At 69.7% G+C, this 15,077-nt stretch carries 15 protein-coding genes and 1 tRNA gene; 7 read left to right on the top strand and 9 right to left on the bottom strand.

Features of this window, described 5'->3' with window-relative positions; all coding sequences use genetic code 11:
• The first annotated feature begins 3 nt into the window (after positions 1-3).
• From MTE01_RS12450 to MTE01_RS12435, 4 genes are all read left to right on the top strand, one after another.
• Complete coding sequence (locus MTE01_RS12450; protein ID WP_103209186.1) at positions 4-1,035, top strand: App1 family protein phosphatidate phosphatase; 1,032 nt, start codon at positions 4-6, stop codon at positions 1,033-1,035.
• A 154-nt stretch (positions 1,036-1,189) separates the two neighbouring features.
• Entirely contained in the window at positions 1,190-1,900 is a 711-nt protein-coding gene (locus MTE01_RS12445; RefSeq protein ID WP_103209184.1) for an SOS response-associated peptidase, read from the top strand.
• The gene (locus MTE01_RS12440; protein WP_141377821.1) at positions 1,897-2,805 is read left to right on the top strand and encodes a 3-methyladenine DNA glycosylase; all 909 of its coding nucleotides are present in this window, start codon (positions 1,897-1,899) and stop codon (positions 2,803-2,805) included. Before MTE01_RS12445 ends, MTE01_RS12440 begins: the two co-directional genes overlap by 4 nt.
• 40 nt (positions 2,806-2,845) lie before the next feature.
• Positions 2,846-2,921 (top strand) — tRNA-Ala (locus MTE01_RS12435).
• A gap of 289 nt (positions 2,922-3,210) precedes the next feature.
• Here MTE01_RS12435 and MTE01_RS12430 read toward each other — a convergent pair.
• The gene (locus tag MTE01_RS12430; RefSeq protein ID WP_141377819.1) at positions 3,211-4,575 is read right to left on the bottom strand and encodes an MFS transporter; all 1,365 of its coding nucleotides are present in this window, start codon (positions 4,573-4,575) and stop codon (positions 3,211-3,213) included.
• A gap of 179 nt (positions 4,576-4,754) precedes the next feature.
• On the opposite strand from MTE01_RS12430, the gene MTE01_RS12425 reads away from it, so the two are divergent.
• The 3 genes from MTE01_RS12425 to MTE01_RS12415 are packed head-to-tail and all read left to right on the top strand — an operon-like array spanning position 4,755 to position 7,725.
• A complete protein-coding gene (locus MTE01_RS12425) occupies positions 4,755-5,411 on the top strand; it encodes a response regulator transcription factor (RefSeq protein ID WP_103209175.1) in 657 nt (218 codons plus the stop codon).
• Positions 5,408-6,796 carry a sensor histidine kinase gene (locus MTE01_RS12420; RefSeq protein WP_141377817.1) on the top strand — a complete coding sequence of 463 codons (1,389 nt, stop codon included), beginning with the start codon at positions 5,408-5,410 and terminating at the stop codon, positions 6,794-6,796. The genes MTE01_RS12425 and MTE01_RS12420 overlap by 4 nt, the downstream gene beginning before the upstream one ends.
• A complete protein-coding gene (locus tag MTE01_RS12415) occupies positions 6,793-7,725 on the top strand; it encodes a TAXI family TRAP transporter solute-binding subunit (RefSeq protein ID WP_141377815.1) in 933 nt (310 codons plus the stop codon). The genes MTE01_RS12420 and MTE01_RS12415 overlap by 4 nt, the downstream gene beginning before the upstream one ends.
• Before the next feature lie 6 nt (positions 7,726-7,731).
• Here MTE01_RS12415 and MTE01_RS12410 read toward each other — a convergent pair whose 3' ends face one another.
• From MTE01_RS12410 to obgE, 8 genes are all read right to left on the bottom strand, one after another.
• Positions 7,732-8,979 (bottom strand): LCP family protein, encoded by a 1,248-nt coding sequence (locus MTE01_RS12410; RefSeq protein ID WP_103209166.1) that lies wholly within the window; start codon positions 8,977-8,979, stop codon positions 7,732-7,734.
• 89 nt (positions 8,980-9,068) lie between these two features.
• Complete coding sequence (gene rsfS, locus MTE01_RS12405) at positions 9,069-9,449, bottom strand: ribosome silencing factor (RefSeq protein ID WP_103209164.1); 381 nt, start codon at positions 9,447-9,449, stop codon at positions 9,069-9,071.
• Positions 9,446-10,507, bottom strand: a complete 1,062-nt coding sequence (locus MTE01_RS12400) for a hypothetical protein (protein WP_141377813.1) — start codon at positions 10,505-10,507, stop codon at positions 9,446-9,448. Before MTE01_RS12400 ends, rsfS begins: the two co-directional genes overlap by 4 nt.
• Entirely contained in the window at positions 10,504-11,100 is a 597-nt protein-coding gene (gene nadD / locus MTE01_RS12395) for a nicotinate-nucleotide adenylyltransferase (protein ID WP_103209159.1), read from the bottom strand. Before nadD ends, MTE01_RS12400 begins: the two co-directional genes overlap by 4 nt.
• 10 nt (positions 11,101-11,110) lie before the next feature.
• Complete coding sequence (locus tag MTE01_RS12390) at positions 11,111-11,335, bottom strand: hypothetical protein (RefSeq protein ID WP_103209158.1); 225 nt, start codon at positions 11,333-11,335, stop codon at positions 11,111-11,113.
• A 50-nt stretch (positions 11,336-11,385) separates the two neighbouring features.
• Positions 11,386-12,645, bottom strand: coding sequence for a glutamate-5-semialdehyde dehydrogenase (locus tag MTE01_RS12385; protein ID WP_103209155.1), 1,260 nt, complete (start codon positions 12,643-12,645; stop codon positions 11,386-11,388).
• On the bottom strand, positions 12,642-13,487 hold the full coding sequence (gene proB, locus MTE01_RS12380) for a glutamate 5-kinase (RefSeq protein WP_141377810.1): 846 nt from the start codon (positions 13,485-13,487) through the stop codon (positions 12,642-12,644). Before proB ends, MTE01_RS12385 begins: the two co-directional genes overlap by 4 nt.
• Positions 13,484-15,028 carry a GTPase ObgE gene (gene obgE / locus MTE01_RS12375; RefSeq protein ID WP_141377808.1) on the bottom strand — a complete coding sequence of 515 codons (1,545 nt, stop codon included), beginning with the start codon at positions 15,026-15,028 and terminating at the stop codon, positions 13,484-13,486. The genes proB and obgE overlap by 4 nt, the downstream gene beginning before the upstream one ends.
• Positions 15,029-15,077 lie beyond the last annotated feature (49 nt).

Here is a 15,077-nt window from a genome sequence, read left to right as displayed (position 1 = left end):
GAGATGCCTCGCTCTCCTCGCGCCAAAGTGCTCTGGTTCGCCCGACTCGAGCGCCGTTTCCACCGCTGGCGCGAACGTCGAGCGCGCGCACGCGGCCTGCGTCCGGCCGTCACCGGGTTCCCGGGGTACGGCTCCGAGGAGTGGGTACGCGTTCTCGGCCGCGTGCTGATCGCCCCGCCCATCAAGCGCACCTCCACGGGGGAGTTCGCGAGCCTGCGGGGGTGGCGCAGCTTCGCCGCCGTTCCCGTCGGCTTCGCCCAGGTCGATGTCGTCATCGACGGGGTCACGCACCGCGTCGTGGCGGATCGCGGCGGAGTGATCGACGCGAAGCTCCCCGCGACCCTCTCCCCCGGCTGGCAGACCATCACCATGTCGGTCGAGGGCAGCGAGCCCGCCGAGACACGCGTGTTCATCGTGGGCTCCGGCGTGCGGTTCGGCGTCGTCAGCGACATCGACGACACCGTCATGGTCACGCTGCTCCCGCGCCCGCTGCTCGCCGCCTGGAACTCGTTCGTCGTCGACGAGCACGCGCGCCAGCCCGTGCCGGGCATGGCCGTGATGCTCGAACGCCTCACTCGCGAGCACCCTGGTACGCCGGTGATTTACCTCTCGACCGGCGCATGGAACGTCGCACCGACCCTCACGCGCTTCATGCGCCGACATCTCTTCCCCGCGGGATCGTTCCTGCTCACCGACTGGGGCCCGACGCACGATCGCTGGTTCCGCAGCGGTCGGGAGCACAAGGAACAGAACCTCCGCCGCCTCGCTACGGAATTCCCGCAGGTGAAGTGGCTGCTGGTCGGCGACGACGGGCAGCACGACGACGCGATCTATACCGGGTTCGCCATCGAGCACCCTCAGAACGTCGCCGCGGTGGCGATCCGCAAGCTCCTCCCTGCCGAAGCGGTGCTCGCCGGTGGCCGCACCGTGGTCGACGACCACTCCGCGGCCGAGGTGCCGTGGGTGACCGAGTCCGACGGCGCGGGCCTTCTCGACCGACTCCGCAGCACGGGCGTCATCTCGAACGACGCCTGATCCCGGATGCCGCGGCGCCGGTCGCCGTGCGCTTGTTCGGCGACAGGCGCGATGGCGGTCGCACCAGAGATCGAGGTGGCGCATATCGCGAGGCCGTCCGCGGCCGCGGCCCGGCCCGCGGTCCGATGTCGGAGGGGACGCGTACGGTGGAGGCATGTGCGGTCGATTCGTCGTAGCCAACGTGGCCTCCGAGCTCGTGGGGGTGCTGCGCGTCGACGTCGAGGCCGACGAACTGCCGAAGCCCTCGTACAACATCGCTCCCACCTCGCAGGTGGCGATCGTGCTCGACTCGATCAAGAGCGAGCCACCGGTGCGCCGCCTCGAGGTGGCGCGGTGGGGCCTCATCCCCGGGTGGGCGAAAGACCGTGCAATCGGCGCGCGGGCGTTCAACGCGCGCAGCGAAGACGTCGAAGACAAGCCGATGTTCCGCAACGCGCTCATCAAGCGACGCGCCGTGATCCCGGCATCCGGGTACTACGAGTGGAAGACCACCGACGAGGGCAAGACGCCGCACTACATCCACCCCGCCGACGGGTCGCCCCTTTTCTTCGCGGGGCTCTACGAGTGGTGGAAAGACCCTGCTCTCGCCGACGACGACCCGGCGCGCTGGGTGCTGAGCTGCACGATCCTCACCCGTGACGCGATCGGGCGACTGGGATCCATCCACGACCGCATGCCGTTGTTCATGGACCCCGACTTCGCCGACGCCTGGCTCGACCCCACGACCGAGAACGTCGGAGACATCCTCGATGCGGCCATCGACGCCGCTCCCGACATGGCCGAGACCCTCGACGACCATGTGGTCTCTTCGGCGGTGGGCAACGTCCGCAACGACTCCCCCGAGCTCATCGAGCCGGTCGAGTGACGCAACTCGCGACTCACAACGTCCTGACGCGCGAAGAGTGGACGGCCGCCGTCGAGGCACACGCGGCACGAGCCGACGCGCTCACGGCCGATCACCGCGCTCGTGCGAGCCGGGCGCAGAAGCACCCGGTCGAGGACTTCCTCTTCACGTACTACTCCTACAAGCCCGCGATTCTGCGACGGTGGCACCCGGGGGCGGGCGTCCTGCTCGAGGGGGCCGGAGAGCGCTCCACATGGCGCTGGTACCGGACCGAGGGCGCCGGAGTCGAGGTGGATGCCGAGCGTTTCCGTACCGAGAAGGGGTCGATGTACCGCGGGATCGTCAACCTGCTGCGTGCAACGCTCGACCGACCCGCACGGTTCGGATGCTTCGGGCTGCACGAGTGGGCGATGGCCTATCGCTCCGACGAGGTGCGGCACGCCGTTCCGCTGCGTCTCGGCCGCGACGGTACGGACGCGGTGGTCGACGCCCACGACCTCACGTGCACGCACTTCGACGCTTTCCGGTTCTTCACTCCCGAGGCGGTACCACTCAACCGCACACCGCTCCGACGCGAGGACCAGGCCGCGCGCGAGCAGCCCGGGTGCCTGCACGCCGGAATGGATGTCTACAAGTGGGCCGTGAAGCTCGGACCCTTGGTTCCCGGTCCGCTGCTGCTCGACGCGTTCGAGCTCGCGCGCGACATCCGCGCGCTCGATATGCAGGCCTCGCCGTACGATCTCACCGCGTGGGGCTATGCGCCGGTGCCCATCGAAACGCCCGAGGGGAAGAGCGAGTACGTTGCGCGACAGAGAGCCCTCAGCGCTCGCGCCCAGCGGTTGCGAAGGGCCGTCCTGCTCGCGGTGGCGGCATCCGACGACACGCCCGGCGGCGCCGATTTCTTGCACTCCCGATCTGTGTTGTAAGCTCATGGAGTTGCCTCAAACGGGGCGGAAAACAGAAAATGGGCCTGTGGCGCAGCTGGTAGCGCACCTGCATGGCATGCAGGGGGTCAGGGGTTCGAGTCCCCTCAGGTCCACCACAAGAGAAAGCCTCCGCTTCTGCGGGGGCTTTCGTCGTTCGGTGAGCGCTTCTCGGGCTCCCGCTGCGCACCGGATTCGGATCTTCGCATCGATAGCGGATGCAAGGGGCCGCGGCATCCGATTCTGCTGACGCGATCCGATTCCGGCGCGTTTGGTGACCGACGCGACGCGACGCGCGAAGGGCTGGACCTCGACCCCGGATGCCGCGACCCGGCGCACGCGCGGACGATCCCCACCCCGCGTGGTGAGGGCGCCTCCCCCGACGGAAGAGGCGCCCTCACCACGGTCTCAGCGGGCCACCACCGTCTCGCGCGACTTCTGCTGCTGCGCCTCGCGCATCACCAGTTCGTCGTCGAGCCAGTTCGGTGCCTTATTGCGCAGGGCGAAGACGTACACGGCGAGAGATGCGGCGATGATGACCGTCACGTAGACGATGAACAGCGGCACCTGCTCGGCCGACTGCGCCCCGGCGTAGAGCAGCGGCGCCGTCCCGCCGAACAGCGAGTTGGCGAGGGCGTAGCCGAGCCCGACGCCCAGGGCGCGCACGTGCGTCGGAAACAGCTGCGCCTTCACGAGCGCGTTGATCGAGGTGTACCCGGTGAGGATCACGAAGCCGCCGAGGAGGATCGCGAAGGCGGCGAACTCGTTGGTCTGCTGCGGAAGCATGGTGATGAGGAACCAGGTGTACAGCACACCGCCGACGCCGAAGAAGACCAGGAGCGACTTGCGTCCGACCTTGTCGGACAGCCAGCCGCCGAGGGGCTGCATGAGCATCAGCGCGCTCAGCGCGATGAGGTTGATGACGGTGCCGGTGACGACGTCTCCCCCCGAGAAAGCGGTCTTGACGATGTTCGGCCCGGTGACCGAGTACGTGTAGAACGCGACGGTGCCGCCGGCGGTGATGGCGAAGCACAGTAGGAGCGGTCGCCAGTTGTTGACGAGAAGGTCGCTCATCGACCCGGAGTCCTTCGCGCGACCGGCCTTGGTGTCGTCGAGCACGTGCTTCTCGAGCGACTCGTCCATGGTGCGACGCATCCAGAACACCGCCACCGCTGCGACGCCGCCGATGGCGAAGGCGACGCGCCAGCCCCAGGTCGAGATGGCCTCTTCGTCGAGGGTCAGCACCATGATCAGCAGTGTCGTCTGAGCGAGGACGTGTCCGCCGACGAGCGTGACGTAGTGGAACGACGAGAGGAACCCGCGGCGGCCGGGCATGGCCGCCTCGGACATGTACGTGGCACTCGTGCCGTACTCGCCGCCGGTGGCGAAGCCCTGCAGCAGGCGCGCGAACACGAGGATCACGACGGCGCCGACGCCGATCGCCTCGGCGGTGGGCGCGAACGCGATGATCAGCGAACAGAACGCCATGAGCGACACCGACACGGTCAGCGACAGGCGGCGGCCGTATCGGTCGGCGAAGCGGCCGAAGAACCACGAGCCGATCGGCCGCATGAGGAAGGTGACGGCGAAGATCGCCCACACGTAGATGGTGGAGTTCTTGTCATCGGAGCTGAAGAACTGCGACTCGAAGTACACCGCGAAGACGGAGTAGACGTAGACGTCGTACCACTCCACGAGGTTGCCGGCCGAGCCTTTGAGGGTGTTCGAGATCGAACGCCGCAGACTCGTGGGGATCGTTGTCGTCGTCGACATGAGGAATCCGATCGGTCGAGGGACGTTGGTCGTCTCGTCACCGCCGGCAGAGGAGCCTCCGGCGGCGGTGACGAGGCGTATGGGCCATCGTGGTGGCCGACGGCTCGGTCGATCGAGATCCTTACAGTGGCCTTACATTGGGCACCACGGCGACGTGGAGCCTGTGTCTACGATGGAGCATGCACGTACTCGTCGCCGAGGACGACGGCTCGGTCGCCGCGGCCCTCGTCTCGGCCCTGAGCCGCGCCGGCCACACGTGCACCCGCGTCTCGCGGGGCAGCGACGTGCTTCTGCGCCACCGCGAGGTACAGGCGGTGCTGCTCGACCTCGGCCTCGAGGACAGGGACGGGCTCGACGTGCTGCGCGATCTGCGCGACGTGAGCCAGATCCCCGTCATCGTGGTGACCGCACGCGGCGACGAGCGCTCGACGGTCCGTGCCCTTTCTCTCGGTGCCGACGACTACCTCGTCAAGCCCGTGCGCCTCCACGAACTCCTCGCCCGCCTGATCGCCGTCACGCGCCGATACAATCCCCCCGCAGAGCCGACGCGGGTAGAGACATCGGCGCTGTCGATCGACGTCGACGCGCGGCGCGTCAGCATGGCGGGCCGCGATGTCGCCCTCACGCCGAATGAATTCGGCATCCTGCTCTCGCTCGCCCGTCGGGCGGGGACCGTCGTGAGTCGCCGGGTCATCCTCGACGAGGTGTGGGGCGACGCCTACGCCGCGTCGTCGCGCTCGTTCGACGTTCACATGGGGCAGGTGCGGCAGAAGCTGCCCGATCTCACCATCACGACGGTCCGCGGCTTCGGCTACCGCCTCGAGGACGCACCGTGAGACGGCGCGTTCTGCTCCCCCTGCTCGTCTTCGGGCTCATCGCTGTGATCGCGGTGCTCATCCCGATCGCCCAGTCCATCGCCGACTCGCGCACGCAGCAGATCGCCCTGCAGCGCCAGGCGTCTCTCGATCAGGTCGTGCAGCGCGCGAGAACCGCTCTCGTGCAGGGAGGGACGTCGAGCCTGCAGGCGTACGTCGACCGCTTCCACGCCGTATACGGCGAGGCGGTGCTCGTGCTCGATGAGAAGGGAGATGCGGTCGCCTCCGCGGGCGGCCTCTCCCCCGGTCTCGACGTGCGATCCATCGCCGGAGCGGCGTCGCGGGCGATCCCACAGGTGTCGCTGCCCCGCGTCACGCCCTGGGCGCCGGACACCGCGCTGGTCGCCGTACCGGTGATCTCGGCGGGTGACCTGTCAACGGGAGTGGTGGTCCTCGAGGTCGACTTGGCGCGCGCGAAGGCCGACGTCGCGTCGGCCTGGGTGCTGGTGGTCATCGTCGGGCTGCTGCTGCTGGCCGCTCTCATGGGGGCCTCTCTGCTCTGGACGCGGTGGATTCTGCGCCCCGTGCGCGCTCTCGACTCCGCCGTAGCCGCCCTCACGGCCCATCGTGAGGCGGTTCCGCTGCGGCCGACCGGGCCGCCCGAGCTGCGACGCCTCAGCCGCGCCTTCACGACCATGACCGACGAGGTCGAGAACACCCTCGAGCAGCAGCGCGGCTTCGTGGCCGACGCGTCGCACCAGTTGCGTACTCCCCTCGCCGCCATCCGGCTTCGCGTCGATTCGCTGCCCCGGGATCCGGATGCCGCGGACGACCTCGCCGCGGTCGACCACGACCTCGACCGACTCGAGCACACGGTCGAGCGCATGCTGACCCTCGCCAACGCCGAGCACCGCGCCTCGGCCTCGCGACAGGGATACGACGCCGCGCGGGACGAGGGGGCTCAGCGCGAGTGCCGGGTGTCGGCATCCGAACTCGGCGATCTGCACCGGTGGCGACTCGACGAGGCAGGCGTGATGCTCGACGCCTCGGACGACACCGTCGTCGTCGTCCCGTGCGGCCGCGCCGACCTCGAAGAGATGGTGCAGGTGCTGCTCGACAACGCCGCGAACTACGCCGGCCACGGGGCGCGCGTGCGCCTCGCCCTGCGCGAAGACGATCGGGGCGTGTCCCTGCACGTCGACGATTCGGGCGCGCACCTCGCGGACGCGGATCTCGACAGCATGGGAACACGCTTCTGGCGTGCGGGGGCCCACCGGTCATCGCCCGGCACGGGCCTGGGCCTCGCGATCGTCGCCGAGCTGATGCGCACCGCCGGCGGCAGCCTTCGCCTCGAGCGCTCACCCCTCGGCGGGCTCGGGGCCCGGCTCGAGTGGACGCGGCCGTGAGTACGCTGACCCGCCGCGCGTTCCTCTCCGTGGCTGCCGGAATGGGAGCGGCCTCGCTCGTCGCCTGCTCCACGCCCGCGACGACACCGCTGGTGCTGGGGTGCGGTGAGGCGGGCGGAAGCTACCTGGAGTTCGGTCATCTGCTGGCCGCCGCGACGCGATCGTCGAGCGTCGTGACCGTCTCGCCGCTCGCCACCGAGGGCAGCATCGACAACCTCCGCCTCCTGCGGGAACGCGCCGTAGACCTCGGGCTGTCGCTGGTGGATTCGGCAGCAGATGTCGGCAACGACGTCGTCGCGATCGGGCGGGTCTACCAGAACTACCTGCAGTGCATCGTGCGCGCGGACGCGGGGATCTCGCAGCTCGCCAACCTCGCGGGGCGCACGGTCTCGCTGGGCGCCCCGGGATCCGGCGCGGCCGCGACCGCCCGACGCGTCCTCGATGCCTCGGGGGTGATTGCGGCGGGGCCGGGGCGACCGAACACGGTGGAGCGCACGTTCCGCGAAGCCGTGGACGACGTGGCCGCGGCGCGGATCGACGCGTTCTTCTGGTCGGGCGGCGTTCCCACCCCGCAGATCTCGGAGCTGGCGCAGCAGGTACCGGTCATGGTCATTGACACGACGCCCGCTCTCTCCGTCCTGAGCGCGCGGTACCCCGACGTCTATGCGGCGACGACGATCCCTTCCGGCGTCTACGGCGCGGCGCGGGCGGTACCCACGATCGGCGTCGCCAACCTCCTGCTCGCCCGCGCCGATCTCGCCGACGGTGTGGCCCGTGCGCTCGTCGACGCCCTCATCGATGACGCCCCGGGCCTCGTGCCCCCCGATGCCCTCGGCATCCAGTACCTGACTCCTGCGAGCCTCATCGACACCTCGCCCCTCGCGCTGCACCCCGCGGCCGAGCGTCGGTATCGCGAGCGGTACGGCTGAACGGCCTCAGTTCACGCAGGGTACCGACCCCGCTCGCATCGGTTGCTGCGAGTCGGTGTACACCGACGACGTCGGGCTGGGCGACGCCGACGGGGCGGTCGTCGCGGGGGCGTCGGTCGCCGACGGGGCGGCACTCGTGCCGGCATCCGGGGTGGCGGCGGGCGCCGGGTGAAGCAGGGCGGCGACCTGGGCGGCGATCGCCTTCTGATCGACGATGTTCACGCTCTCGCCGTCGATCGTGCCGAAGCGCTCGACCGGCAGGGTCTGGAACGTGACGTCTCCCCCGGCGAGGCGCTGGGCGGTCGAGGCGAGGCTGAGCAGGTCGAAGCCCTTGTCGACGGCCACGTACTGCTTCGCGGTGTCGAGCAGATCCTGCAGGCGTCCGAAGTCGGTGAACGTCTGGGCATCGCGGAGCTTCAGGGCGAGCGACACCATGAAGGCCTGCTGACGGCGCGTGCGGTCGAGGTCGGTGAGGAAGACGTTCCGGTACTCGGTGTCGCGACGCTGACGCACGAAGGCCATCGCCTGCGACGCGTCGATCTGCTGCGGCCCCGCCGCGAAGTCGGCACCGGAATAGGTGTCGGCCGTCGCGTGGTTCAGACACACCGAGATGGGCTGCACGGCCTGGGCGACCCGGTAGAACGCCGCCATCGTCACCTCCACGAAGTGGTCGATCGGCACGCCACCGAGGAACTGCGACACCGTCTGCATCTCCTCGGTGCGAGCGGCGTCGCGTGCCTGTTGATACGCGTCGTCTTCCGAGACACCCGCAGCGCGGAGCTCGTCGTCCTTCGCGGCGAAGGCTCGTCCGTAGGCCTCTTTGATCTTGCCCTTCTTCGTTCCGCCAGGGGCGCCCGCATAGTCGACGTAGTCGTCGCGCGGGATCGACACGGCGACCGCCTGGCCGCCGCCGGCCGGGATGTGCACGTACATCAGGACGTTCGTGTTGTAGCCGCCGACGGAGGCGTCCTCGGCATGGATCGCGTCGTAGATCTCCTGCGGGTAGGGCTTGCCGTCCTCATCCACGCGGCTGTCGAGCCCCATGATGAGGATGTTCTGCTCCCCCTCGTCCTGGGCGACCCCCGGAGCGGCGACCGGCATCACGGCATCGGAGTGATGGATGCCGCTGGCCGCCCCCGCGAGATTCACGGCGACGAACGCCACCGTACCGACGACCACCGTGGTGGCGACAGCGGCGACGATGAGCAGAAGCCGGCGACGGTTGCGCCGGACGCGATGCGAGGTCGGTGACACCGCCCCAGCATGCGCCACCGCGGCTATGAATCCGGCGTATGAACGAGAACGCCCCCTGCCAGAGGCAGAGGGCGTCGACGGGGAGAACGTCAGTCGGCGGCGTGTGCCGGCGTGGGCAGCTCGATCGGAACGACCGGGCAGTCCTTCCACAGGCGCTCGAGGCCGTAGTACACGCGCTCTTCCTCGTGGAAGACGTGCACGACCAGGTCGCCGAAGTCGAGAAGGATCCAGCGGGACTCCTGGCGACCCTCGCGACGCACGCGCTTGTGGCCGTGCTCGAGGAGCTTTTCCTCGACCTCGTCAGCGATCGCGGCGACGTTGCGCTCGTTGCGACCGGTGACGAGGAGGAAGATGTCGACGAGCGGGAGGGGCTCGGAGACGTCGAGGGCGACGATGTCATCGCCGCCCTTCGCGTCGGCGGCGAGGGCGGCGATCTGCGCCATCTCGCGACCGTTATCGGTGGCTGTCATCGGAAGACTCCTGTCGTGAAGGCGAGGCCGAGGGTGACGGCCACCGCCAGGAAGAGAGCACCGGTCGTGATGATGAGCCCGATGAGGAGCTTGCTCCCCTTCTCGGGCGCCGGCGGACGAATGATCTCGCCGGGTTGCTTGACCGTGCTGATCGCGGCACTCGCAGCGATCGGGGTGGGTGACGAGGCGGGCGGGAGCTCGCCGTCGAGGAGCACCGCGTCGGCGTCACGGCCGTCGGTGGTGCCGGGTGCGTGGCCGACCGAGCCCAGGCCTTCGGGCAGTTCGAAGGTGCCCGTGATCATGACCTCGCCGGTCGCGGTGACGGGGCCCACCAGCGGAACGCCGGTCGGGGTCTGCGACAGGATCAGCGCGTTCGGGGTCGACACGCCGCCGCTCGCGGCCGCGTTGCGTGAGAGCAACTGGTCGAACGAGTCGGGAAGGGTGACCCCGGGTGTCGCACCGTCGAGCAGGTCGGAACCGAGGGCCGGGTTCACGACCGAGGCACCGGTACCGGAGTCGGCGGCGACCGGAGCCTCCGCGGTGTCGGGGGCGGCGGGACGGAAGATCGCGGGTTGAACGGACTCGTCTTCGACCTGCGCGGCGGGCGCGGCGTTCTGGCGCGGCATCGACGACTCGAGGTCGGAGCTGATCACGGGCACCGCGGCGGTGCGGATCTTCTCCTGCGCGCGCACCTGGCGGCGGGTGAGTCCGGTGACACCGAAGTCGCCGTCGCGAAACGCGCCGTCGAACGACTCGGGGCGGAGCGCGGGAGCGAAGGACTCGTCGCGCGCGGCGACGCGCGCGGGCTCCTCCGAGACGGCGGGTCCGTGGTCGGGCGATGCCTGGTCGTCTGTGGCGTGCTCGACGGTGGGCTCCGCCACAGCGGGCTCGGAAACCCGGTCGACGACCGGCGCTTCGGGAGCTTCGACCGGTGTCTCGGCATCCGGACTCTCGCCCTGGGGCTGCGGAACGATGATGGGCGTCGCGCCGGTCTGGCGGAGCTCGCGCAGCTGACGACGGGTCAGCGCGGGAGTCTCGGGGTTCTCGGGAGTGCTCATGCTGTGCTCCGGTAGAGGTGGTGCTTCGCGATGTACTGCACGACGCCGTCGGGCACGAGGTACCACACGGGGTGGCCTCGGCGCACACGGGCGCGGCAGTCTGTGGACGAGATCGACAGGGCGGGGATCTCCAGCTGGCTCACGTTCTCGGACGGCAGGCCCTCCGTGGTGAGGACGTGACCCGGGCGAGAGACGGCGACGAAGTGCGCGAGGTCCCACAGTTCCTGGTGGTGACGCCAGCCGAGGATCTGCGCAACCGCGTCGGCGCCGGTGATGAAGAAGAACTCCGCACCCGGGCGCTGACGCTGCAGGTCACGCAAAGTATCGATCGTGTACGTGGGCCCCGCGCGATCGATGTCGACGCGGCTCACGGTGAACTGCGGATTGGATGCCGTGGCGATCACCGTCATGAGGTAGCGGTGCTCGCTCTCGGTGACGTCGTCTTTCTGCCACGGGCGGCCCGTCGGCACGAAGACGACCTCGTCGAGATCGAACGATTGAGCGACCTCGCTGGCGGCGACCAGGTGACCGTGATGGATGGGATCGAACGTCCCACCCATGACCCCGATGCGAGGGGCGCGCGTCACCGACATACGGTGGGCCTCAGTGGCCGTGCGCCTCGGGGGTGGGCGTCCCGTGCTTCTGGGTGTACGCCGCAGCCTTGTGCGCGTGACGGTTCGACACGTTGCGGTATGACAGGGTCACGAGGCTCAGGGCGACGAAGGTCAGGAACGCCACGGCGCCGTACCAGAAGGTCTGGGCCTGGACGTTGCCGCCGTGGTGGGCGCCTTCTTCTGCGGCGTGGGCCAGAAGTGCGACGAAAGTCATCAGTGCTCCGATCAGAGGTCTGCGCGAGGCGCGCGTCCCATTTTAGGCGGTCAGGCGCGTACCTGGCCGTCGCCGCGCCCGAGCCACTTGGTGCTCGTCAGCTCGGCGAGGCCCATGGGTCCGCGGGCGTGAAGTTTCTGGGTCGAGATCCCGACCTCGGCGCCGAAGCCGAACTCACCCCCGTCGGTGAAGCGGGTCGAGGCGTTCACCAGCACCACGGCGGAGTCCACCTCGGCGAGGAAGCGGTCGGCCGCTTCGGGGTCGTCGGTGATGATCGACTCGGTGTGGTGCGTTGAGTACCGACGGATGTGCGCCAGCGCGTGATCGAGGTCGTCGACGACGCGGACGGCGAGGTCGAGGGTGCCGTACTCGCGCGACCAGTCGTCATCGGTCGCCGGGACGACCCGCGAGTCGTGCGCGCGCGTCTCGTCGTCGCCGTGAACGGTCACGCCGGCAAGGTCGAGGGATGCCAGCAGCTCCGGCAGCAGCCGGTCGGCCGCCGTGCGGTGCACGAGCACCGTCTCGACGGCGTTGCAGACGCTCGGGCGCTGTGTCTTGGCGTTGAGCACGATGTCGTGGGCCCAGTCAACGCGCGCGGTGGCGTCGAGGTAGATGTGCACCACCCCGGCACCGGTTTCGATGACCGGAACGGTCGACTCGGTGACGACGGTCTCGATGAGCCCGGCGCTCCCGCGCGGGACCAGGACGTCGACCAGCCCGCGGGCGTTCATGAGGGCCTTCGCCCCGTCGCGGCCGAAGTCGTCGACGCTCTGGATCGCCTCGGGGCTCACGCCCTGGCTCGCCAACGCGTCGCGCATGATTTGCACGAGCCGCGCATTGGTGCTCTGCGCCGCCGACCCGCCGCGCAGCACGACCGCATTGCCGGAGCGCAGCGCGAGCGAGGCGATGTCGACGGTGACGTTGGGACGGGCCTCGTAGATCGAACCGACGACGCCGAAGGGCACGGCGACCTTCTCGAGCGAAAGCCCGTTGGGCAGCGTCCGACTGTCGAGCACGCGACCGACAGGGTCGGGGAGCCCGGCGACGTCGCGGACCGCGGCGGCGAGGGCCGACACGCGCTTCTCGTCGAGCCGCAGCCGATCCAACAGCGCCTCGCCGATGGCATCGTGCCGCCCTCTCTCGAGGTCGAGAGCGTTGGCCGCGACGATCTCGGTCGACGATGCCTCGAGGGCGTCGGAGATCGCGTGCAGGAGCACGCTCTTGCGCCCGGAATCGAGCAGTCCGATCTCGCGCGCGGCGTCTTTGACCAGACGCAGGCGCTCGTCGACGGAGGCGGCGATCACGGTCATGCGCTCAGTGTACCGGCGCGGGTCACGGCACCCACGGGGCCGGTCGACAGGGTCACGGGATCGGGGTGAGGGGCGAACCAGGTGCCCACCGACTCCCCCGAAAGAGCGGATGCGACGAGGTCGGCGCTCGTCACGAGCACACCCACCCCAGCGGTGGAGGCGAGCTTGGCCGCGGAGGCCTTGGTCGCCGCTCCCCCAGTGCCGACGCCGTTGACGACACCCGCGCCGAACTCGAACTCCGATAGGTCGTCGCCCCAGGCGACGTCGGTGATCGGACGCGCACCGGGCTCGCTCGGCGGCCGGGTGAAGAGTGTCTCGATGTCGCTGAGCAGGACCAGCGCATCGGCACCGATCAGCTGCGCTACGAGGGCGGCGAGCCGATCGTTGTCACCGAAGCGGATCTCGTGGGTGGCGACGGTGTCGTTCTCGTTGACGATGGGCAGGATGCCGAGACCCAGCAGCCGCTCCATGGCGCGACGCGCATTGGAGCGGTGCGTGGCGTTCTCGAGATCGCCGGCCGTGAGCAACACCTGCCCCGCGAGAAGGCCGAAACGGTCGAGCGAGGTCTGGTAGCGCCACATGAGGACGTTCTGTCCGACCGCGGCGGCGGCCTGCTGGGTTGCGAGGTCGTGAGGACGGCCTTCGAGATCCAACAGGGGGAGGGCAGTCGCGATGGCACCCGAGGACACGAGGACGACCTCGGTGCCGGCGCCGTGAGCGCGAGACAGAGCCTCGACGATGGTGTCGATGCGGTGCGCACCGTCGCCGCTGATGGACGACGACCCGACCTTCACCACGACGCGAGCGGCGCCGGGGATATCGGCGCGCGTCGTCGCGGTCACCGCTCCTCGTCCTCGAGAGAAGCCGAGGAGGACTCGCCGTCGGGCGAGATCCCCACCGCACGCGCCGCGCGTCGCTCGGCCTCGAGCTCGGCGCGGGCGTCGGCTTTGGCATCCATCCGCTCGTGATACTCGGCGCGACGCTCCGACGAGGTGCGGCGGGAGTTCTGCACCAGGCGCGGGTCGGTACCGCGCGGGGCCGTCATCAGCTCGGCGGCCGAGGTGAGGGTGGGCTCCCAGTCGAAGACGATGCCGTCGCCGGGCCCGATGACCACGGTCGCGCCCGCCACGGCACCGGCGCGGAACAAGCCGTCTTCCACGCCGAGGCGCGCGAGGCGGTCGGCGAGGTAGCCCACGGCCTCCTCGTTCTGGAAGTCGGTCTGCTGGACCCACTTGACCGGCTTGTCGCCGAGGATGCGGTACACGGGACCGTACGTGCCGCCCTCGACCTTGATCGTGAAGTCCTTCTCGGCACCGCGGGGGCGGATGACGACCCGCTCGGCGGGCGTCTGGTCGATCGTGGCCAGGCGGTGCTGCTCGACGATCTCTCCCAGCGCGAAGGTGAGCTCGCGCAGGCCCGACCGGCTGACGGTCGAGATCTCGAAGACGCGGAAACCGCGGGCCTCGAGGTCGGGGCGCACGAAGTCGGCGAGCTCGTGCGCCTCGGGGACGTCCACCTTGTTCAGGGCGATGATCTGGGGGCGGTCGAGCAGGGGAACCTGCCCCTCGGGCACCGGGTAGGCGGCGAGCTCGGCGAGGATGATGTCGAGGTCGCTCAGCGGGTCACGACCCGGGTCGAGCGTGGCGCAGTCCAGGACGTGCACGAGCGCCGTGCAGCGCTCGACGTGGCGGAGGAACTCCAGCCCCAGCCCCTTGCCTTCGCTCGCGCCCTCGATGAGGCCCGGGACGTCGGCGATGGTGAAGCGCGCGTCGCCCGCCTGCACGACGCCGAGGTTCGGGTGGAGCGTGGTGAACGGGTAGTCGGCGATCTTGGGGCGCGCGGCCGACACCGCCGCGATCAGGCTCGACTTACCTGCCGACGGGAAGCCCACCAGCGCGACGTCGGCGACGGTCTTGAGCTCGAGGACGACGTCGCCCTCGTACCCGGGCGTGCCCAGCAGGGCGAAACCGGGAGCCTTGCGCTTCGGCGAGGCGAGGGCCGCGTTGCCGAGGCCGCCCAGACCGCCCGGAGCCGCGACGAAGCGCATGCCGGGGGTGAGCATGTCGACGAGCACGTTGCCGTCGGTGTCCTTCACCACGGTTCCGAGTGGAACCGGAAGTTCCTGGTCCTCGCCGAGGGCACCCGACCGGTGGTCGCCCATGCCGAATCCGCCGTTGCCCGCGGAGCGGTGCGGCGAGTGGTGGTACGACAACAGGGTCGTGGTCTGCGGATCGGCGACGAGCACGACGTCGCCACCGCTGCCGCCGTTTCCTCCGTCGGGACCGGCCAGCGGCTTGAACTTCTCACGGCGCACCGAGACGCAGCCGTTGCCGCCCTTTCCCGCACGCAGGTGCAGGGTCACGCGGTCGACGAAGGTGACCATGGCGGGTCCTTCCGGGTGTGGCCGGCGAAGCCGACTCGAAAAAAGAAGA

The sequence above is a fragment of the Microbacterium testaceum genome, from assembly GCF_006539145.1.
Taxonomy (GTDB): Bacteria; Actinomycetota; Actinomycetes; order Actinomycetales; family Microbacteriaceae; genus Microbacterium; species Microbacterium testaceum.
The sequence above is the reverse complement of the archived record's forward strand: the minus strand, read 5'-3'. Positions and strand labels throughout refer to the sequence as shown.